Source organism: Streptomyces sp. CB02959, assembly GCF_002803155.1.
Lineage (GTDB): Bacteria > Actinomycetota > Actinomycetes > Streptomycetales > Streptomycetaceae > Streptomyces.
The window spans coordinates 39261-58932 of record NZ_NNBP01000007.1; the positions used below are offsets into that span (position 1 = coordinate 39261).

The 19672-nt window shown below is 71.4% G+C and carries 15 protein-coding genes and 1 tRNA gene; 6 read left to right on the top strand and 10 right to left on the bottom strand.

The window, feature by feature from the left end; all coding sequences use genetic code 11:
* Positions 1-20: 20 nt before the first annotated feature.
* The 5 genes from CG747_RS49320 to CG747_RS13430 form a co-directional block, all read right to left on the bottom strand.
* Positions 21-968: a zinc-binding alcohol dehydrogenase family protein gene (locus tag CG747_RS49320; RefSeq protein ID WP_374701772.1), complete on the bottom strand. Its 948-nt coding sequence runs from the start codon at positions 966-968 to the stop codon at positions 21-23.
* A 191-nt stretch (positions 969-1159) separates the two neighbouring features.
* A complete protein-coding gene (locus tag CG747_RS13415; protein ID WP_257980391.1) occupies positions 1160-3121 on the bottom strand; it encodes a potassium transporter TrkA in 1962 nt (653 codons plus the stop codon).
* 211 nt (positions 3122-3332) lie between these two features.
* Positions 3333-4238, bottom strand: a complete 906-nt coding sequence (locus tag CG747_RS13420; protein ID WP_100601949.1) for a polysaccharide deacetylase — start codon at positions 4236-4238, stop codon at positions 3333-3335.
* Between the two features lie 85 nt (positions 4239-4323).
* Positions 4324-5472 (bottom strand): GAF domain-containing protein, encoded by a 1149-nt coding sequence (locus tag CG747_RS13425; protein WP_100601950.1) that lies wholly within the window; start codon positions 5470-5472, stop codon positions 4324-4326.
* A gap of 152 nt (positions 5473-5624) precedes the next feature.
* The gene (locus CG747_RS13430; RefSeq protein ID WP_100601951.1) at positions 5625-6944 is read right to left on the bottom strand and encodes an MFS transporter; all 1320 of its coding nucleotides are present in this window, start codon (positions 6942-6944) and stop codon (positions 5625-5627) included.
* 203 nt (positions 6945-7147) lie between these two features.
* On the opposite strand from CG747_RS13430, the gene CG747_RS13435 reads away from it, so the two are divergent.
* The 3 genes from CG747_RS13435 (at position 7148) to CG747_RS13445 (ending at position 10950) form a co-directional block, all read left to right on the top strand.
* Positions 7148-7810, top strand: coding sequence for a GntR family transcriptional regulator (locus CG747_RS13435; RefSeq protein ID WP_257980392.1), 663 nt, complete (start codon positions 7148-7150; stop codon positions 7808-7810).
* Between the two features lie 236 nt (positions 7811-8046).
* Entirely contained in the window at positions 8047-10428 is a 2382-nt protein-coding gene (locus CG747_RS13440) for a molybdopterin cofactor-binding domain-containing protein (protein ID WP_100601952.1), read from the top strand.
* A gap of 45 nt (positions 10429-10473) precedes the next feature.
* Complete coding sequence (locus CG747_RS13445) at positions 10474-10950, top strand: (2Fe-2S)-binding protein (RefSeq protein WP_100601953.1); 477 nt, start codon at positions 10474-10476, stop codon at positions 10948-10950.
* Between the two features lie 107 nt (positions 10951-11057).
* Here CG747_RS13445 and CG747_RS13450 read toward each other — a convergent pair.
* Positions 11058-11131, bottom strand: a tRNA-Met gene (locus CG747_RS13450).
* 163 nt (positions 11132-11294) lie between these two features.
* Between CG747_RS13450 and CG747_RS13455 the strand changes: the two genes are divergently transcribed.
* The gene (locus CG747_RS13455; RefSeq protein ID WP_257980393.1) at positions 11295-12617 is read left to right on the top strand and encodes an NAD(P)/FAD-dependent oxidoreductase; all 1323 of its coding nucleotides are present in this window, start codon (positions 11295-11297) and stop codon (positions 12615-12617) included.
* 51 nt (positions 12618-12668) lie between these two features.
* Here CG747_RS13455 and CG747_RS13460 read toward each other — a convergent pair whose 3' ends face one another.
* Positions 12669-13859: a CdaR family transcriptional regulator gene (locus CG747_RS13460; RefSeq protein WP_180985516.1), complete on the bottom strand. Its 1191-nt coding sequence runs from the start codon at positions 13857-13859 to the stop codon at positions 12669-12671.
* Positions 13860-14037: 178 nt separating this feature from the next.
* On the opposite strand from CG747_RS13460, the gene CG747_RS13465 reads away from it, so the two are divergent.
* On the top strand, positions 14038-14985 hold the full coding sequence (locus CG747_RS13465; RefSeq protein WP_100601955.1) for an SGNH/GDSL hydrolase family protein: 948 nt from the start codon (positions 14038-14040) through the stop codon (positions 14983-14985).
* Positions 14986-15149: 164 nt separating this feature from the next.
* Here the strand turns inward: CG747_RS13465 and CG747_RS13470 are convergent, their stop codons facing one another.
* Entirely contained in the window at positions 15150-15743 is a 594-nt protein-coding gene (locus tag CG747_RS13470; protein ID WP_100601956.1) for a hypothetical protein, read from the bottom strand.
* A gap of 254 nt (positions 15744-15997) precedes the next feature.
* On the opposite strand from CG747_RS13470, the gene CG747_RS13475 reads away from it, so the two are divergent.
* A complete protein-coding gene (locus CG747_RS13475; protein WP_100601957.1) occupies positions 15998-17455 on the top strand; it encodes a hypothetical protein in 1458 nt (485 codons plus the stop codon).
* Positions 17456-17530: 75 nt separating this feature from the next.
* Here CG747_RS13475 and CG747_RS13480 read toward each other — a convergent pair whose 3' ends face one another.
* Both CG747_RS13480 and CG747_RS13485 read right to left on the bottom strand, forming a co-directional pair.
* On the bottom strand, positions 17531-18073 hold the full coding sequence (locus CG747_RS13480) for an adenine phosphoribosyltransferase (protein ID WP_100601958.1): 543 nt from the start codon (positions 18071-18073) through the stop codon (positions 17531-17533).
* A gap of 278 nt (positions 18074-18351) precedes the next feature.
* Entirely contained in the window at positions 18352-19026 is a 675-nt protein-coding gene (locus CG747_RS13485; RefSeq protein ID WP_100601959.1) for an HdeD family acid-resistance protein, read from the bottom strand.
* Between the last annotated feature and the right edge of the window lie 646 nt (positions 19027-19672).

Genomic DNA, 19672 nt, shown 5'->3' on the forward strand with positions numbered 1-19672 from the left:
TCGCGGGCGGCCCCCCGAGCTCAGCCGCCTGCCGTGAGGACCGCCTTGCCGGTGAGGGCGCGGCGTTCGAGGTCGGCGTGGACAGCCGCGGCCTCGGCCAGTGGCGCAGTGGTGATCTGCGGCGCGGTCGTGCCGGCGTGCGCCAGGGCGAGGAGCTCGGTCAGCGCGGCGCGATAGCGGGCGTGGTCGGCGCGGATCTCCCGCGGAACCATCGCCAGCGCGGTGCGGCGGCCCGGGCGCAGGTTCATCAGAGTCACCCGGGCCGCCGCCCGCAGGTTCATCAGAGTCACCCGGGCCGCCGCCCGCAGTGTGTCGGCGACCATCCGGCCGGGCCGGCCGCTGGCCGCGTAGCTCACCAGCACCCCGCCGGGGGCCAGCACGCGGTAGCCCTTGCGCAGCGTCGGGCCGCCGATGTGGTCGAAGACGGCCTGGACGCCGCCCGGTTCGCGTTCGTTGAGGACGGCCTCGAAGTCCTCGCGCCGGTAGTCGATGAACTCCACGCCGTTTCGGGCCAGTGCCTCCCGGGCGCCCGGCGCGGAGGCCGTGCCGTACATCCGCAGGCCGCGCGCCGCCCCCAGCGCGCCGACCGCCCGGCCCACGCCGCCGCTCGCGCCCTGGATCAGGACGGTGTCGCCGGGGCGGAGGCGGCCGTGGGTGTCGAGCAGACTGAGCGCCGTCAGTTGGTCCAGGGGGACGGCGGCGGCTGTGTGGGGGTCCAGGCCGTCGGGTAGGGGGACCAGCTGCCACAGCGGCAGGGTGACGTACTCGGCGTAGCCGCCCATCCGGGTCAGCGCGGCTGCCACCCGGGCACCGGGCCGCAGCCAGGAGGGCGCGGGCGTGTCCGCGGTCGCGAAGTCCAGGACCTCGCCGGCGAGTTCGTACCCGGGGGTGAACGGGGTCCTGCGCTGCAGCAGGTAGTCGCCGGAGCGGGCCATCAGGTCGGTCAGGCCGACGCCCGCGGCCAGCACCTTGACCCGGGCGTGGCCGGGGGCCGCCGGCCACGACCTCGACGCCGTCCGGGGCTTTCTGCGCGCCCTCGTTGCCGACCAGGGCGCGGGCCGGGCCCTGGCCCGCCGTTCCGGCCGCGAGGGGTGACGGACGCCGACGGCGGAGGGTGGCGTCCTCTTCGGCGTCGGTGCGGGGGCGGGGGACGCATGCCCTACGAGAGTGCCGCCGCGTCCGGTCCCGCGTGCTCCACGTCGGGGGCGTGCCTGGCTTCCGGGAGACCGGGGTGCACCCGACCGTCCTCGGCGAGTACCACGATGGAGTCGCCGTCGCTCAGCGACAGGGGTGCGGTCTTGGACGGGTTGAGGACGACTCCGTACCGCGGCGGAACGTCGCTCTGGCCGGCGAGCCGGTAGCCGAGGGCGGTCTCGCCGCGCTGCCGGGCGGCCTCGACGACCGTCGCGAAGTTCACCGTCGCGCCGGGCACGACGTAACTGACGGCCGGCTTGAGGTAGATCTCCGAACCTGCCGGGTCGAAGAGGTCGCTGAAGACGGCGTACAGTTCCCGGTCCTCGGTCAGCTGGGTCAGCAGGAGGCTGATGATCTTGGTGCTGACGATGAAGTCGTCCGCCTTGGTCACCTGGGCGATCTCACGGTTGGCGTCGCTGTTCATCTCGGTGACGATCGAATAGGGGCAGTCGGACCGGGTGGCGATGTCCCGTAGGTGAAGCAGCGTCACCAATGTGCGGTCGTCCGACCGTTCGGGGTGGATGTCGTCGTCGGTCAGGACGATGATGTGCCGGTAGCCGCCCAGGTCCAATGCCTCCAGGGACGGGCGGAGCGTCGGCTCACAGGGTTTGAAACCCACCGTGAGGTTCTGCACGCCGGCGTCCCGGAAGTCCTCGGCGGGGCGGCGCGGGGCGGCGATGTCGACCAGCGAGCCCGGCTCCACCAGGCGGTCCAGCAGCGTGATGATCTTCGCCCCGCGGGAGTTCCAGCCGATCACCAGGGTGCGGTCCGATTTCGGCGAGCGGCCCGGAGTCGAGGTGATCGCCGACTCGGTCAACGCGGGCCGGGCGTTCGCCAACCGGATGACGAGGTCGTCCTCGGCGAGCACCAGCACCTGGTCGCCGGGGCCGATGACCGTGTCCATCGGTGGGTTGACCAGGGTGTCGCCGGCGGCCGTGCGCAACCCCACCGGAGCGCCGAGGTCGAACCTGTTGAGCGCCTCCCCGTAAGTGGTGCCGTGCAGTGCCTTGGCGGCGAAGGGATAGATCTCGTTGCCGGTGAAGCTGAGGATTTCGTCGAAGACCGTGGACAGGCCGGACTGGCGGTGCGACTGCACGATGAGCCGTACGGCGATGTCGTCGGCGTCGATCACCAGCGCGGTGTCGCCCGCCGCCAGCCGGGCCGCGGCCAGGTTGGGGGAGTTCTGCACCGCGGCGACGACATGCGGCCGCCGGGTGCCCTTCCAGGAACGGCTGTTGAGGAGCAGCAGCACCTTGATGACGTCGGTGTCGCTGTCGTCCCCGACCGGCGGCAGCACCATGACCGACTTCGCCGAATCCAGGCTCGTCAACTCCAGATCCGCCCGCTGGAGGGGGCTCCCGGACCGGCAGACCACCCGGGTGCGACCGGTGTCCGGGACCCGGCGGCGGATCTCGTCCTCCATCTGGACCTTGTCACGGTCGGCGAGGATGACCACGCACGACCGACGCTCGCTCTGGTTGGCCTCGACGAGCTCCGCGATCACCGTGAACACCTGCTCGGACCAGCCCAGGACGATGGTGTGGCCGCGCTCGATCAGCCGTGATCTGCCCTTGCGCAGCTCCTGGATCCGGGCTTCCAGCCCCGTCGTCAGCACACCGATGAGCGCGCTGACGATGAAGATCCCGCCGATGGTCACCAGGAGCATCAGCGCCAGGAACACCGGCCCGCCCGAGTCCCCGCCCATCGTGCCGGGGTCGAGCGTCCGCAGCAGACTCATCCAGGCGATGCCCGGCCAACCGCCGTTCTCCCCGGCGTCCTTGCGGGCGAACAGGGTCACCAGCGCGGTCACCGCGACGATCAACACCACCGAGGCCAGGCCCAGCCAGCCGATGAGGGCCGGCGTCCCCCGGTCCATCGTGGCGTCGAACCAGTACCGTAACCGGTCCCGCAGCCTCGTACGTGCCACCGAAATCCTCACCCTCCGCCGTAGACGTGCGGCCTGCCCGCACGCGTTCCTCGTCATCCACGAGGTGAACAGCATTCAACCGTGGTGCGTGACGTCGCCGGCGCGTGGGTACTGCCTGTCGTCCGGTCGGCCCGAAGCCAAGTGCGGTGCCGTTCGGGTGGAGGGGGCTCCGGCCCGGCGCGTCGGCGGCGCCGGGCCCGAGCATCGGGGCTCAGCGCATATCGGCCGGGCGTTCCGTGCCGGCGAACGGGAAGCGGCGGCGGAAGTCGTCGGCGGCGTCCTCAAGTGTGCAGAAGGTGACGCCGTCGTGGGCGCCGACGTACTCGATGAAGCGCTCCAGCATCAGCAGGACCTGGGGGCGCCCACTGACGTCGGGGTGGAGGGTGACGGGGAGGACGGCGTAGTCGAGTTCGCGGTGCACCCAGTCGAACTGGTCGCGCCAGGTCTGCTCCAGCTCGCGCGGGCTGACGAAGCCGTGGCTGTTGTGGGCGTGCTTGTTGAACATCATCGGAGGGAGGTCGTCCACGTACCAGTTGCCGCAGAACTCCACCAGGTCGACCTCGCTGCCGTGGACGAGCGGCTTCATCCAGTCCTTGGCGTCCCGCGAGTAGTCGATCTTCGTCCAGCTGTCGCCGACCCGGGCGTAGAAGGGCGTGAAGTCCCGGTAGTTCTGACTGTGGTCGTAGGAGAAGCCGTACTTGTGCAGCAGCTCCGCGGTGTGGGGGGACATCTCCCACCACGGCGCCACGTAGCCGCGCGGGCGGCGGCCGGTGTACTCCTCGATCAGCTCGACGCACTTGGCCAGGACGTCCTCCTCCTGACGCGGCGTCATCGCGATGGGGTTCTCGTGCGAGTAGCCGTGCGCGCCGACCTCGTGGCCGGCCTCGACGATCATCCGGGTCTGCTGCGGGAACGTCTCTATCGAGTGGCCCGGGATGAACCAACTGGTGCGGATCCCGTAGCGCTTGAAGAGGGTGAGCATGCGCGGGATGCCGACCTCGCCGGCGAAGACGCCGCGCTGGATGTCGTTCGGGGAGTCCGCACCGCCGTACGAGCCGAGCCAGCCGGCCACGGCGTCGACGTCGACGCCGAGGCAGATCTTGATGTCCTTGGTCATGGGGTGGACCTTTCGGTAGCGCGATGAGCCCCCGCCGCCGAGCGGGGAGCGGGCGTTGACGAGCGAAGAGCAGATGGGAGGGAGGTCAGGAGGAGGTGTCCAGGGCGCTGTGGACCCGGGCGGTGGCCGCTGCGAGCGCGGTCCGGTCGCCGTCGGTCCACGCGCGCTCGTGGAGGCTGTGGACCGACAACCAGCCGGTCATGGCCTCTCCCCGGACGACCGGGCCGAGCAGCTGGGCATGCACGCCGTACCCGTCGACGAGTGCCTGCGGGGGGTGCGGGGCCGCCTGGAAGTGCGGCTGGACGAGCGGGGTCCGGTGCCGTTCCAACCACTCGACGGTGTTGAGTCGCCGCTGGTCGAGCGAGGCGTCGCGACGGATGGGCCGTACGCCGGGGCGCAGCGCCTCGGCCGCGGTGAGGTCGACGTGCAGCCCGTGTTCCGGCACGTCGAGGCGCAGTGTGGTGCGGTCCGCACCGGTCGCGGCGAGCAGCTCGCGCACGGCCTCCTGCAGCCGGGCCCGCAGGCTGCCGGTGCGCAGCAGGGTGCCCCAACCGGGCAGGGCGGGCGCGGCACCGACCAGGTCCAGGGTCTTCCACAGCGTCGCGGTGACACTGTCGAGGACCGGGAGGTGGAGGGCTTCTTCGAGGCCCGCGGCGAGGTGGGCGCCGTGGACGTTGGTGCACACGACGGCCACCGCGTGGGTGTCCTGGGCGGCCGCCTTGATCTGCCGCGCGACCCGCTCCGGTGGGACGCGGGCGAAGGATGCGTTGTCGTCGATGCCGAGCGGCTCGGCGACCAGGCATTCCACACCTTCGGCGGTGTAGGTGGCGGCGATGCGGTCGGCCACGTCCTTGGTGTAGGGCAGGGCCAGGCCGAGCCGGGTCACCCCGTACGCGGCGCACGCGTCGAGCAGCGCGAGCGTGGATGTCGTGGCGGGGATGCCGGTCTCGGCGGTGATGGCGGCGCACAGGGCCCGGTCGCGGTCGGGGCCGAGCCAGGATCCCGAAGTGCCGTTCCAGGCGATCACGTCGGCCTCGGCGTCGCGGAGCAGCCGCGCGGCGGCGAGCATCGGCTCGGCGTCGAACTGGGCGACGGAACCGTCGTCCAGGGCGATCCGGGTGACCGGGACCCTGGCGAAGTGGGCGCTCGCCAGTCCGCTGCCGTGCAGCAGTGCGGCGGTGACCGGTTCGAGGCAGGTGTTGGAGGACGGGGTGAGCATTCCGATGCGGTACATGTCTGGGGTGTTCTCCGTGTCTCCGGCGCTTGTCTGTGTGTCGGTGTCGGTGTCGGTGTCTGTGTGTCGGTGTGCCGGTGTCTGCGCGGCGGGGTTTCCGTGCCGGTGTGCCGGTGGCTCGGAGTCGGTGGCTCGGAGTCCGGGTCTCGGTGTCAGACGGCGAGTCGCCTGCTGTAGTCGATGAGCAGGGAGGCGGCCGTGAACAGCACTCCGGCGCCGACGAAGTAGAGCAGCGCCCAGGTGTAGGAGCCGGTGCCGCCGACGATGAAGCCGACCACGATGGGTGTGACGATCCCGGCGATGTTCCCGGCGAGGTTCATCGCGCCGCCGACCACACCGGCGTTGGCCCGTCCGGCGAGGATCGAGGGCAGCGACCAGTAGAGGCCGGCCCAGCGCAGGAAGAACAGCACCACGGAGAGCAGTGCGACCGCGGTCATCGCGTCCGGGACCAGGACGACGCCGAGGATCCCGGCGACGACGGCGCATCCGGCGATGCCCATCAGGGTGCGCATCACGGTGTTGACCCGTCCGCCGCGTGCCTGCCAGCGGTCCGAGAGCCAGCCACCGCAGAGTTCTCCGACGAACCCCGCCCCGAAGATCACCAGCGTGGACCAGCCAATGGTCTGGATCTTGAAGCCCTTGCTCTCCGAGAGGTACAGCGGGCCCCAGGTGAGCAGTCCGTAGAAGACGCCGTTGAAGCCCATCCAGCCCAGGCACATGGCCCAGAACGAGCGATGGCGCAGGTACGGCAGCAGTCCGGTGCGCCGGTCGGTGGGGGCGGTGGTGTCCTCCTCGGCGTGCGCCTGCTCGACGTACTCGGCCTCGGCGCGGTTGACGCGGGGGTGGTCGGCGGGGCGGTTGCGGATGAAGTGGGCGGCGTACAGGCCGACCGCGACGGTGGCGGCGCCCACGACGAGGAAGCTGATCCGCCAACTCCCGGTCCAGGCAATCAGCGTGGAGATCGTGATGCCGCCGATGGCGGCGCCGAGCGGGGCGCCGCCGTCGAGCAGTACCGCGCCCCGGCCGCGCTCCCGGGCAGGCAGCCACTGCGCGTTGAGCTTGCCGCCGGCCGGCATCACCGGTGACTCGGCCGCGCCCAACAGCAGCCGGAAGCCGAGCAGCGAGCCCATACCGGTGGCGGCCGCCGTCAGTGCCTGGGCCGCTCCCCAGCCGACGCACGAGGCGGAGACCATGACGCGTGGGCCGAAGCGGTCGATCAGCCAGCCACCGGGGATCTGCATCAGCGCGTACGTCCAGAAGAACGCACTGAGGACCAGGCCGGTCGTCTCCTTGGACAGCCCGAGGTCCTTGGTGATCAGGGGGAGCGCGACCGAGACCGAGCCGCGGTCGATGTAGTTGAGGGCCACGATGCCGAGGAGGAGCAGGAACATCGCCCAGCGGGTCCGTGTGGGGCGGGAGTCATCGTGTCCGGTGCTTCTGGTGGCGGCCTTTCGCGCCGTGAACATACTCATGCCAAGCCCTCGATTCGCCTGGTCAGAAGGGTGAGCAGCACACACGGAGGCAACGGCTCCGCGTTTTGGTATACCAAAGAATGCGGACGCCTCAGGGGCGCGTCAAGGGTTTGGTATACCGTGATGCTTCCGCAACATGGCGGCACCGCAGACCTGGAGGGAATGTGGACCGGACCGAATCGGGGGCGCAGAGGACGGACGCCGTGCCCACCAGCCCGATGTGGTTGCGCGATCAGGTCCTGGAAGGGCTACGCGACGGGATCGCCACCGGGCGGTTCAAGCCGGGCGACCGGTTGGTGGAACGGGATCTGGCCGACGGCTTCGGGGTCTCCCGCGTGCCGGTCCGCGAGGCGATCCGCATTCTGCTCAACGAGGGCGTACTGGAGGCCCTTTCGCCACGCCGCATCGTCGTCAAGGAGATGTCCCGACGCGACGTGGAGAACCTCTTCGACATGCGCGAGGCCCTGGAGGTGCTCGCCACCCGGCGCGCGGCCGAACGCGCCTCACCGGCAGGGCTCGACCAACTCGCCCGGCTGCTGGAGTCGGCCCACAGGGCCACCTCGACCGGCCGGGCCGACCGCATCAACCGGGCCAACCTCGCCTACCACCACCAGATCGTGGAACTCGCGGGCAACGAACTGCTCGCCGCCACGCTGGAGTCCCTTGAGGGGCGCCTGCGTTGGCTCTTCCAGCAGATCGACGACCCGGGCGCCCTGTACGAGGAGCACCGTGCCCTCACCGAGGCGATCGCGTCCCGGGACGTCGAGGCGGCGGCCGACGCGTCGCTGCGCCACGTCCGCCACTATCGCGCGGTGGCCCTGCGCCTGCTGTTCGGCGAGGGTGAGGGCGAGAGCGGGGACGGCTGACAGCCGGTTCTGTCAGCTGCGCGGGCCCCAGTGCCCGCGGTGGGCGACTTCGGCCTCGGCGCGCCGGCGTTCGGCGACCCGGGCACTCTGCGAGGGGAGGTCCGCGGCGCGGTCCTCCCCTCCCTTGTCGGGCTCGGCGTAGCGTTCCAGATCGGCCTGCGGCCCCGCGGTTTTGTCGTGCGCATGCCTTCGCTACCATCCGGTAGGCCGGTCAATGATGCTCCGCGAGAGGACAGATGATGGACGTTCACGATCGTCTGGCACAGGAGCACGCCGAGGTCGCTGCCCCAGGCACCCAGGACCCCTCGGACGAGCAGGGCGCCCAGGCCGGCGTCGGCCGCCGGAGGTTTCTCGGCTACATCCTGGCGGCGCCGACCCTGGCGGTCGCCGCGCAACTGGGCGAAGCGGCGGTCGGCCCCACTCCGGCGCACGCCGCGGCCGGCTCGCTCCCCGAACTGACCGAGCTGTTCGACCTCAACGACATGCTCACCGCCGCGGCGCTGCCGACGGCCGCGCTCATCACCATCCACGTGAACGCCGACGGCACGGCCTCGTTCGCACTGCCGCGCGCCGAGGTGGGCCAGGGCATCACCACCTCCACCGCGATGCTGATCGCGGAGGAACTGGACCTGCCGCTGGAGAAGGTCCGCGTCACCCTCGCGGACGCCCGCCCGGAGCTGCTCTTCAACCAGCTCACCGGCGGTTCCAACACCACCATCTCCACCTACACGCCGATCCGCGTCGCCGCCGCGATCGCCAGGAAGCGCCTCCTGGAGGCCGCGGCAGAACTTCTCGGCGCCGAGATAACCACGCTGACCAGCAAGGCCGGTGTGATCACCGCCCCGAACGGCCGCACCGCGACCTACGGTTCGCTCGCGGAGAAGGCCGCGAGCCGGACGACGGTACGGGTGGCCGCCGACCTCAAACCGCGCTCCGACTTCACGGTCATCGGCACCGCGCGCAACCGCGTCGACGCCCTGGCGAGCGTGACGGGCCGCAAGCAGTTCGCGATGGACCTGCATGTGCCGGGCGCCTCGCCGGCCATGGTGTGCCGGCCGCCCACGATCAACGGCACGGTGCGGTCCGTGGAGAACCTCGCGGCGGTACGGGCGATGCCGGGCGTCACCGACGTCGCGACCATCTCGACCGGCGTGGCGGTACGCGCCCGGACCTTCGGGCAGTGCATCGACGCGGTGCGCGCGCTCAAGGTGGACTGGGGCCCGGGGACGGCGGAGCGGGCGTCCGACGACACCGTCCTGCGGGAGTTGAAGGCGGCCGAAATCCCCCTGGTCGTACCGAAGTTGGGCCCGCTGGCCAAGACCGTCGAAGGCTCCTTCACCTTCCACTTCGCCAGCAACAGTGCGCTGGAGCCCAACTGCGCGGTGGCCGACGTGCGGCCGGGCCGGGCCGAGATCTGGGCGGCGCTGAAGTCACCGATCGTCGCCCAGGAGGCCATCGCGGCGAAGCTGGGCCTGCTGCCGGGTGCGGTCACGGTGCATGTCACCGAAGGCGGCGGCTCGTTCGGCCGCAAGCTCTTCTCCGATGCCGCACTCGAAGCCGCCGAGATCTCCAAGGCGATGGGCAAGCCGGTCAAGCTCATGTGGCACCGCACCGATGAGTTCCGGCAGGGGCGTACGCATCCGATGGCCACCTCGCGCGTACGGGCGACGTACGCCCTGGGCAAGGTGCTCACCTACGAACAGCGGCACACCTCCGTGTCCACCGACTTCGGCCACGGCCTGGGAGAGATCATCACCGCGTCGGCCGCCAAGCTGCCGGTCGGCGACCTCACCTTCTCCGAGACCATGTTCACGCTCACCCAGCAGTCGCCCTACGACCTCGGCCTTACCACCCAGCTCCTCAACGAGGTCGACAAGGGCTTCAACACCGGCAGCATGCGGAACATCTACTCGCCCAACGTCCGCTGTGCGCAGGAACTCATCATCGACCGGCTCGCGGACGAGATGGGCAAGGACCGCCTCCACTTCCGCCGGCAGCTCGTCAAGGGCGACCGGGCCAGGGCCGTACTGGACAAGGTCGCGGAACTCGGTGACTGGGGACGGCAGTTGCCGGCCGGTGTGGCGCAGGGCATCGCCGTACACCCCGAATACCACGGGGTCGTCGCCGTACTCGCCGAGATCGACTGCCGCCCGGAGACCACGGGACGGCACATCCCCGACGCCTACACCGGGCCACGCGTCACCAAGGTCGTCTGCGCCGTCGACGTCGGCCTGGCCGTCAATCCGAAGGGCCTCCAGGCCCAGATGATGGGCGGCATCATGGACGGCATCGCCATCACGCTCACCTCGGGTCTGCACCTCAAGGACGGGAAGTTCCTGGAGGGCAGCTGGGACAACTACTTCTACACCCGCCAGTGGAACGCCCCGCCCGAGCTGGAGATCGTGGTCATGCCGCCGACCAGCGGTGAGCCCGGCGGCGCGGGGGAGTTGGCGGTCGGCGCCGCCGCGGCCGCGGTCGCCTGCGCGTACGGCGCGGCCACCGGCACCATGCCGACGACGTTCCCCCTCAACCACTCCGGCCCGCTCGGCTTCGAGCCGCTGCCGGCCGTCCCCCCGATCCCGCAATCGCCGACCGACGGCCTGGACCGCGCCTACTAGAAGCGGCCCGTTGGAAGTGGCCCACCAGGAGCGCAAGGAGCAACCGTGCCCGAACACACCTTCATCCTCAACGGCAAGCCCGTCACGGCGGACGTCGAGGACGATGTGCGGCTGCTGTGGGTGCTGCGCGACGTCCTGGGCGTCACCGGGCCGAAGTACGGCTGCGGCCTGGGCGTCTGCCAGGCATGCACCAGCCACATCAACGGCAAGGCGTTCAACCCCTGTTCCGTACCGGTGAAGAACGTCCGACCGGACGACGAGATCACCACCATCGAGGGACTGCCCGCCACCGTCGGCAAGGACCTCCACCCCATGCAGGAAGCCTGGCTGGAGTACGACGTCGCGCAGTGCGGATACTGCCAGCCCGGCCAGATCATGGCCGCGGTCGCCAAGGTCAAGCAGGCCCGTGCCGCCGGCCACGAGATCACCGAGGCCGACCTGGACGAGATCCGCAACGTCTGCCGCTGCGGCACCTACCACCGCATCCGCGAGGCCATCGCGGAGGGGGCGAAGCACTTCTAGGGCGCCCCTCGCTTCGCTGCCGCTCCGGGCAGGGGCCGCGGGGCGGGCCCGGAAAAGGCCCTCAAACACAGTGAAGGCCCGGTGGAAACCGGGCCTTCACTTTCGAGTAGCGGGGACAGGATTTGAACCTGCGACCTCTGGGTTATGAGCCCAGCGAGCTACCGAGCTGCTCCACCCCGCGTCGGCACGCTGAACTCTACGGCATCGATCCGGCAATGCCGAATCGACGGTCGCCCGGCGCCGGCACCGCTTCGTGACGGTGCACCCTGTTGCTCACTCCTGGTGTGCGGGATGATGCGGAACGCAATCAACAGAGGGTGGGGTGCGCGTTGACGGTCGATGCGATGGGGAATGCGGTGGTGGTGGGAGCCGGGGTGTCCGGTCTGCTCGCCGCCGAGGTGCTGGCGAGGCGTTTCGAGCGCGTGACGGTGGTCGAGCGGGACGAATTCGCCGAGGGGGCGGCCGCGTTCCGGGGCGGGGTTCCGCAGTCGCGGCATGTGCACGTGCTGTGGTCGCGCGGTCTGGCGGCGTTGGACGCGCTGCTGCCGGGCGTCGTCACGGACCTCGAAGGGGCCGGAGCGGTCGTCATCGAGGCTCCGGAGCAGATGCGTTGGCTCTCGCCCGCACAGTGGTTCACCGGCGTGCCGGGAACGCACTTCCTCTCCGCCTCGCGCGAGGTGCTGGAGTCGACTCTGCGCCGCAGGATCGCCGAACGGTCCACGATCACGTTCCTGGCCCGGCACGAGATGACCGGACTCGTTGCGGGGCAGGGCGACAGGGCGGTGCGGGGCGTACGGCTGCGCGAGCGGGGCAGGGACGGGCGGGAGATCACGGTGGACGCGGGGCTGGTGGTGGTCGCCACCGGCCGCAGCTCCCGCGCCGCTGACTGGCTGCAGCGGCTCGGCTACCCGACGCCGGCCACGGACCGGTTCGACGCGCATCTCGGCTACTCCTCCCGGTACTACCGCCGCCCGGCCGCCGAGGGCCGCTGGAAGGCGATGTACGTGCAGGGCAACCCGGACGTGCCGCGCGGCGGGGTGATCGTGCCGATCGAGGGCGGGCGGTGGTTGGTCACGCTCATCGGGCAGGGCGAACACCAGCCGCCGGTCGAGGAGAAGGACTGGCTGGCCTTCGCCTCGTCACTGCGTTCCGATGAGCTGTCGGAGGCGCTCACGGACGCCGAGCCGTTGACGGACGCGGTGGCCTTCCGGGCGACGGCGAACGAGTGGACACACTTCGAGCGCGCGAAGCGGTGGCCGCGTGGGTTCCTCGTGATCGGGGACGCGCTGTGCCGGTTCAACCCGGTCTACGGGCACGGCATGACGGTTGCGGCGCTGCAGGCCCAGGTGCTCGCCGAGCAGATCGCGGTGCGCGAGCCGGTGGAGATCGCCGCCCGGGCGCGGGAGATGCAGAAGGCCGTGGCGAAGTGCCCACAGGCAGCCTGGGCGATCGCGACGGGAGAGGATTCCCGGTATCCGGGCACGGACGGTCCGAAGCCAGGCACGTTCGGCAGGATGCAGCAGGACTACATGGCCCGGGTGGTGGCTGCGGCCAATACCGACCCGGTGGTGTCCGAAGCGTTCTTCGCGGTGCTCTCGCTCAACCGTCGCCCCGAGACGCTGTTGGCGCCGCGGATCGCACTGCGCGCCACTCGCCGTCGGACGTGATCCCCCGCATCCGTACGCACCACCGCCTGTGGGGGAGGGGGCGGTGACGTCCTACTCGCCGGGCGTCAGTCGCAGCGCATGCAAGGAGACCGCGAGGTCGGCGACCGCCCGGGGATCGCGCAGCGAGCGCCCCGTCAACTCCTCCAGTCTGTGCAGCCGGTAGCGGACGGTGTTGCGGTGGCAGTACAGGAGCCGCGCCGCCGCGGCCGCCGAGCCGGCCGCGGCGAACCAGCACTCCAGGGTCTCCAGCAGGCGGTCCCGCTCGCCGGCCGGCAGTCGCAGTACCCCGTCGAGGACGGCGCGGGCGATCCGCCCCGCCTCGTCCGGAGCCGCCGCCACCAGCAGGGCGGCCGGGCTGTTGTCGAAGCGCGCGATGCCCGTGGGGCGACCGCGTGCACCGGTGAGCGCCAGCCGCGCGAGCCGGAGGGCCCTGGGGGTCTCCCGTAGGTCGTGGTATGCGGGGCTGACGCCCACCCGGACGGCGAGCGAGCGCTCCAGGACGCGCAGCACCGCCTCGTCGGATTCCGGATGCTGGACGGCGACCACGCCGACGTGCAGGTCCGGCAGGAGGCGCCAGGCCGACCGCAGTCCTTCGGCATGGAGGCGTGCCTCGATGCCGGGCAGCGCCTCCCGGCCGGGGCCGGGGACCTCGGCGGCGACCACGACATAGGGTCCGCCGGTCGGCAGGCCCAGGACGTCGCCGGCTTCCCAGAGCGTCGTACGGTCGGTGAGCAGGCCGGTGAACAGCGCCTCGACCAGGGCCGACCGTTCCCGCTCGCGTTGCAGCACGAGTTCGGAGACCTCCTCGCGGTACGCATCGCTGGCCGCCGCCGCGAGACCTCCGTTCACCCACCAGGCGGCCAGAGACATGATCGTTTCGGTGGTGAGGCCCTGGGCGGAACGGGCTTCGGCGGCGATTGCGGACCACAGGACCTCGGACCCGACGCGGTAGGCGTGCAGCAGCTCGGCCAACGGGGTTCCCCGGCGCGCTCGTTCGCGGCCGGTCTCCTGCGCCGGTGCCATGTCCCCGCCGCGTCCGTCGACCAGCTGCCGGAGCACCTGCTCGCAGTTGCGTCGGTACGATGCGGCCAACTCCTCGAAGGGGACGTGCTCGTCACCTCGGTAGTACGTCACCTGGGCGCGGATACGACGGGCCATCCGGGTGCCCAGTTCCTCGCTGCGGGTCAGCAACGAAGCCGCTATGGGGGCGATTTCGGCAGGTGCCTGGGGCGTGCGGCTCATACCCGCAGGTTACAAAGGGCCGGTGGCGGCGCGGGCGAATTGTGCGCCGGGACAACAGGGGCAGGTGAGGTGTTGTGCGTCGGCACATGGCCCGTGTGGTGCCCGAACGCCACGATACGAGGACGTTACCGGCCGGTATCGAACCGTCTTCCCTCGTCCTGCCGCCCCAGGAGGAACCGTGCCCAGAGCCGCGACAACCCGCACCGCAAGCACTGCCGGGACCGCCGACGCCGTGCGCATCACAGGCACCGGGAGGTGCGCGTCCGTACTGACCGGCGCGGCGCTCCTCGCGTCCGCCCTCACGATGGCCACCACCCCCGCCGCCGCGCACGCCCCGGCCCCGGCCGGGACCGGGAAGTACGTGGCCCTCGGGGACTCCTACGCCGCCGGGGCGGGCGTCCCCCGGCAATCCGCCGGACTGTGCCTGCGGTCCGACCGCAACTACGGCCACCTCGTCGCCGCCGCGCTCGCCCCGTCCTCGTACGTGGACAAGACCTGCGCCGGCGCCAAGGTGAGCGCGCTCACCACGCCCCAGACCGACGCCGGGATCGTCGTCAACGGCCCCCAACTCGACGCCGTCACGCCCGACACGTCCCTGGTCACCCTCACCCTCGGCGGCAACGACCTCGGCACCTCCGACGTCGGCTTCGTGGACGTCGTGGTCGCCTGCACGGCCCTGGCCGTGACCGATCCCTTCGGCGCGCCCTGCCGGAACTTCTACGGCGACACGCTCGGCAGGCGGCTCGACGCGGGGACGGCGCGGCTGACCGACGGCCTCCGCAAACTGTCCGCCAAGGCCCCCAAGGCCAAGGTGGTGGTCGTCGGCTACCCTTCGGTGCTCCCCGACGACCCGAAGAAGTGCTTCGGCAAGATGCCCGTCACGACCGGCGACCTCCGCTTCCTGCGCTCCGTCATCGGCGAGCTCAACGACAAGGTGGCCAGGGCCGCCACCGCGGCGGGCGCCGCGTACGTCGACACCCTCGGACCGACCAAGGACCACGACAGCTGTTCCGCGTCCCCCTGGATCGAGGGGCTCGTACCGACCTCACCGGCCGCGCCGCTGCACCCCAACGCCACCGGTGAACACGCCATGGCCCAAGCGGTGTTGAGGGCGCTGGGCCACTGAACCGCCCGCGGTCGGCGCACTCCGCCCGGCCGGATCTCATCCGGCGGGGCGGAGTGCCGCCCGTGGTATTCCGCCTGTTTGGCGGGTCCGGGCGGGCCCTGCGAGCGAGCCCGCCCGGTACGCCACTCCCGCGCCGCCGTCGCCCGGTGCGGCTCGGCTCGCCGTCAGGCGCCCGGGATGGCGGCGCGGAACTTCTTCGTCAGATCGGCGCCGCGGATCACCCCGCCCTCGTGGTACTTCAGCCCCCAGGCGTCGATCACCGAGCCGTCGGCGAACATGCAGGCGGAGATCGCCTTCGACGGGTCGGTCTCGTTCTTGGGGCCCCAGCCGCCGCCGTCCGTGGGCTTGTTGCCGAACATGGCGGTGCCGTTGATGCCCTGGCAGTAGGCGATGGACGGATTGCCGGGGCTGCTCGGGCCGCTGGGCTTGCGGACGTAGGCGAGCGCCGCCAGGGTCGGCTTGTCCGCGGCCAGCGTGTCCGCGGCGATCATGATCTGGCTGCCGTCGCCTGCGGTGAAGAGGCACATGTCGCGCGCACCGCCCAGCGGGGTGATCTTCTCGCCGGTGCCGGTGTAATAGGGGACGCGGGTCTCCGCCTTGCCGCCCTGCTGCGCGCACCAGGCCGCATCCGCGGACAACGCGTGCCGTGGGGGAGCGGCGGCCGGGCCGCTGTGCAGCGTGCCGGCCGCGTTGGCGGCCACGGCCGTACCGGAGACCAGGGCGAGAACGGACACGACAAGGGCAGGGGAGCGCTTCACGCTTCCTCCTCAAGGACGGTTGGTGGGGGCGACGCTGCCTGGCCGGGCGCTGTGCACGCGCTCATCCTCAGCAACCCCTCGTCACCCCGTCAACGCACGCCACCCGACCTCTCGGCGGGTCGGCCGATGTTGACGCGTTCCCGCAGGCGCACCCTGGGCGACGTGCCCAGGCCACCGATCAGATCCGGCCAGTAACGCCGGTGTAACTCCCGTCCCTGCCGGCCAGGTTCGGAAGCGGTTAGAGTGTCCGGCTCATGAATCCCCCACTGCTGCGCATTCGCCTGCTCGGCGGCTTCGGGCTGGTCCGCGAGGCCGGGGCCCCGCTCGCGGCGCGCTGGTCCCGGCCCGGCGCCCGAACGCTGGTCAAGCTGCTGGCCCTCACCCCGGATCATGCGCTGCACCGCGAGCAGATCATGGCCGTGTGCTGGCCGCACGCCGAACTCCGCGCCGCCCTGGGCAGTCTCCGCGTGGCACTGCACACCGCCCGGCACACGCTGGAGCCCGAACTGCCGCCGCGCGGCTCCTCCGCGTACCTGACCGCCGACGGCGACCTGCTGCGACTGGTACCCGACACGGTACGCGTGGACACCGACGAGGCCGAAGCCCTCGCCCGGCGCGCCCTGCACACCGGCGGCCGCCGCGAACTGGCCCATGCCCTGGAGGCGTTGACCGGCGAACTCCTCCCCGAGGACCGCTACGCCCCCTGGGCCGAACCGGCCCGCGAACGGCTGGCACGCCGACGAGCCGACCTACGGCGCGCACTGGCCGCGAACCCCCGGCCCCACGGCGGCCCGACGCTGCGGCCCGAGGCGGACGCGGCGCGGGTACGGCTGGACTGGGCGCTGCATCTGGACCGGTCGGGACGGTACGAAGAAGCCGTCACCGTGGTGCGCGAGGCACTGCACTCCTACGAACGCCAAGGGTTGCGCGATGCCTGTACCCTCGCCGCCGCCCGACTGGCGGAGGTGCTCGGGCGCGGCCGCGGCGGCGGCGAGGCGCTGGCGGTCCTGGACGCCCATCCGCCCGGCGCCGGCGCCTCCGACGACATCCGGGCCGCACATCACATGGCCCGCTCGGCGGTCCTGTCCTACCGCGGCCGCTACGAGGAGGGCCTGGCGGCCGCGCGGGCGGCGGAACACTGCGCGGAGGCCGCGCGGGGGGCCGACCATCCGGTGCTGCTGGCCCGTTCGCTCGCGCAGCAGACCGTCTGCCTGGGCCTGTCCGGCCTCGCCGACGAGGCGGCGGGCCCCGCCGAATCGGCACTGGCACCGGCCGAGGAGTCCGGAGACCGGGCACTGCTGGCCACCGTACTGTCCGTCCTGCGCGAGACCGAGCGCCGCGCGGGGCGGCACGGGGACGCGCTGGCGTACGGGCGTCGCGCGCTGGCCCTGGCCGAACAGGCGGGCCGTCCCACGGCCACCGCCTTCGAGCGCGCCAACCTGGCGGAACTCCATCTGCTGCGCGGTGAACAGGCGGACGCCGAGCGGCTGGCGCTGGCCTCGGTCGAACTGGCCGAGCCGTTCGGCGGAACGGCGCTGGCGTTCGCACTGACCGCGCTGGCCCGCGTACGGGTCGCGGTGGCGCCGAAGGAGACCGCACGGCTGCTGGAACGGGCCGGGCGCTGTGCGAAGGACGGCGGGCACCTTCAGGCCATCGACGAAGTGCGGACGGCCTGGGCCGAGCTGGTGGCGGTGCGCCAGGCAGTGCCCTGACGACGTCGGGCGGCGGTGACGGCCGGCTGCCCCGCGGAGTGCGCGGGGCAGCCGACCGACGGAGTTCGAGCTCGTTCAGCCTTGCTGTTCGGGGATGACGGAGAACACCCGCGCGGGGGCGAGGCGGTCCGTGCCCCCGAGCCCGTCGATGGTCGTGACGACGCCGTACCCGGCGATCTCGGCCCGGCTCTCGGCGATGAGCGCGGCCGCCGCGGCGAGGGTGCCGCCGCTGGCGAGAACGTCGTCGACCACTAGGACCCGTTCACCCGGCGTCAGGGTGTCCTGCTGGAGTTCGAGGGTGGCGGTGCCGTATGCCAGGCGGTACTCGGTGCGGAAAACGGGACCGGGCAGCTTGCCCTTCTTCCTGGCGAGTGCCAGGGGGCGGTCCGCGACGGCCGCCAGGGTGGTGCCGAGGATGAACCCGCGGGCTTCGACGGCGAGTACCCGGTCGAACTCGCCGTCGAAGGCCGCGCCGATGTGCTCGGCTATCCGGCGCACCAGCCGGGGCTGTGCGAAGACGGGTGTGAAGTCCTTGAACTGAATGCCTGGTTGGGGGAAGTCGGGGAAGATCCGGATGGCGTTGCGGAGGTCGTCGGCGAGCGTTAAGGGCTGCGGCATGTGGTGTCCTCTGCTGAGTGCGGCGACCTGCTGTGCGGGTGCGCCAGGGAGCCGGGTGGGGTCCGCTTCGAGGTGCTTGTGCGTAGTGGTGAGGTCACTGTGCCAGATGTCCGCCGTCGACCGGCAGGACCGTGCCGGTCAGGCGCGGATCGAGGGTTCCACCAACTCGTCGGGTACGGCCGAGCGGCCTGCCGGACGTCGCCGTCCAGCAGGCCGCTCAGGGCGTAACCCGGGGTTTCCCGCCACGAGTTGTCGGTACAGACAGTTGGTGCGGAGGGTCAGTGCTGCGGGTGGGGGTGTGCATGGAACAGGGACCGCCGCTGCTTGGGGGCGGTGCCCTGGGTGAGCCGACCGACCTGGATGCGCAGCTGGATCGCGTGGAACACCTCCACGGCACCCAGGATGATGGCCATGATGCCCGCTACCAGCGTGAGTGCCGCGATCGAGCCGAACGGCGAGACGATCAGCACGATGCCGGCGAGCAGGGTGATGATTCCCAGGAACAGCTGCCAACCACGTGTGGGCATGCCCGGCGACGAACCCGCGGCCGCCGTGATCATGATGCCCCGCATCAACCAGCCGAAGCCGATCCAGAGGGCGAGCAGCAGGGTCGACTGCAGGGGGCCCCGGAAGCAGACGAGCCCGAGCAGCACGAAGACCGCACCCGCGATGAAGTGCAGTGCCCGCAGATGTCCGGGAACCTGCGTGCCGAAGGCCGCGGCTAGCTGGAAGACACCGCTGACCACCAGGTAGATGGCGAAGACCACCCCGACGACGTGGAGCGTCTTGCCCGGCCACGCCAGGACGACCACGCCCAGTGCGATCGATGCCAGGCCGAGGGTGATCAGGGCCTGCCAGCCGAGGTTCGCCATGGCGCCGAGGACTTCGCCTCCCGGAGCGGTCTCCTGGGAGTGTGCCGGGCCGTTGCCCGAGGAATCGGAGGGGGATGACATGCCGCCCACCTTTCTCATGGAACAACACGATCAAGTGAGGACACCTTCATCGTCACCCATTCGGCTCCGTTTCGCTCGGGGAAGGGCACGGCCTTACGGTGACCGCTGCCCGGCCACCGCTGCCACGGAAACGCGCGAACCGTCGGGCACGGCCTCGCACGCCAACCGCTGTTAGTGAGGCGTTATCGGTGCGCTAGTGATCTCCAGCAGAGTCATGGGTGTCCAAGGGCGTTGGTCGAGGGCCGCTGCGGCCCTCGGTTTCCTGTCCGCCCATCGATCGGGGGAGCACGACATGCGGAAGACGGACCTCGACGGTTGCGCCGGGAAGACCGCGAAGGACGAAGAGGCGAGATCGTCGGCGGCCGGCACCGAGGAAGTGCCGGTCGCCGGTAGCGGACCACGGCAGGAGCGCACGCGGCGCAAGCCCGCTTGTCGCCTCCGCGCCCGCCGCCCGCGGGGCGGGGGACGGCGTGACGCCCCACGACTTGGCGGACGCATGCCGTAGTCGACGGCGACGGCGACTGCAACGGTGACGTCGACTCGGACTCCGACTCCGACTCGGACTTCGACGTCACGCACGGGCATTCCAAGGAGATTCGGAGCGTAACCCTCCGTCGACCCTCCGTTGCGAATTCCCTTCCCGGGG

What these genes read in the sequence shown, in the direction of transcription:
- CG747_RS13430 (WP_100601951.1), bottom strand. Translation starts at nt 6,944, where the DNA reads ATGAGTATGTTCACGGCGCGAAAGGCCGCCACCAGAAGCACCGGACAC.
- CG747_RS13485 (WP_100601959.1), bottom strand. Translation starts at nt 19,026, where the DNA reads ATGTCATCCCCCTCCGATTCCTCGGGCAACGGCCCGGCACACTCCCAG.
- CG747_RS13420 (WP_100601949.1), bottom strand. Translation starts at nt 4,238, where the DNA reads ATGACCAAGGACATCAAGATCTGCCTCGGCGTCGACGTCGACGCCGTG.
- CG747_RS13455 (WP_257980393.1), top strand. Translation starts at nt 11,295, where the DNA reads ATGGGGAATGCGGTGGTGGTGGGAGCCGGGGTGTCCGGTCTGCTCGCC.
- CG747_RS13425 (WP_100601950.1), bottom strand. Translation starts at nt 5,472, where the DNA reads ATGTACCGCATCGGAATGCTCACCCCGTCCTCCAACACCTGCCTCGAA.
- CG747_RS13480 (WP_100601958.1), bottom strand. Translation starts at nt 18,073, where the DNA reads ATGCCGCAGCCCTTAACGCTCGCCGACGACCTCCGCAACGCCATCCGG.
- CG747_RS13475 (WP_100601957.1), top strand. Translation starts at nt 15,998, where the DNA reads ATGAATCCCCCACTGCTGCGCATTCGCCTGCTCGGCGGCTTCGGGCTG.
- CG747_RS13460 (WP_180985516.1), bottom strand. Translation starts at nt 13,859, where the DNA reads ATGAGCCGCACGCCCCAGGCACCTGCCGAAATCGCCCCCATAGCGGCT.
- CG747_RS13440 (WP_100601952.1), top strand. Translation starts at nt 8,047, where the DNA reads ATGATGGACGTTCACGATCGTCTGGCACAGGAGCACGCCGAGGTCGCT.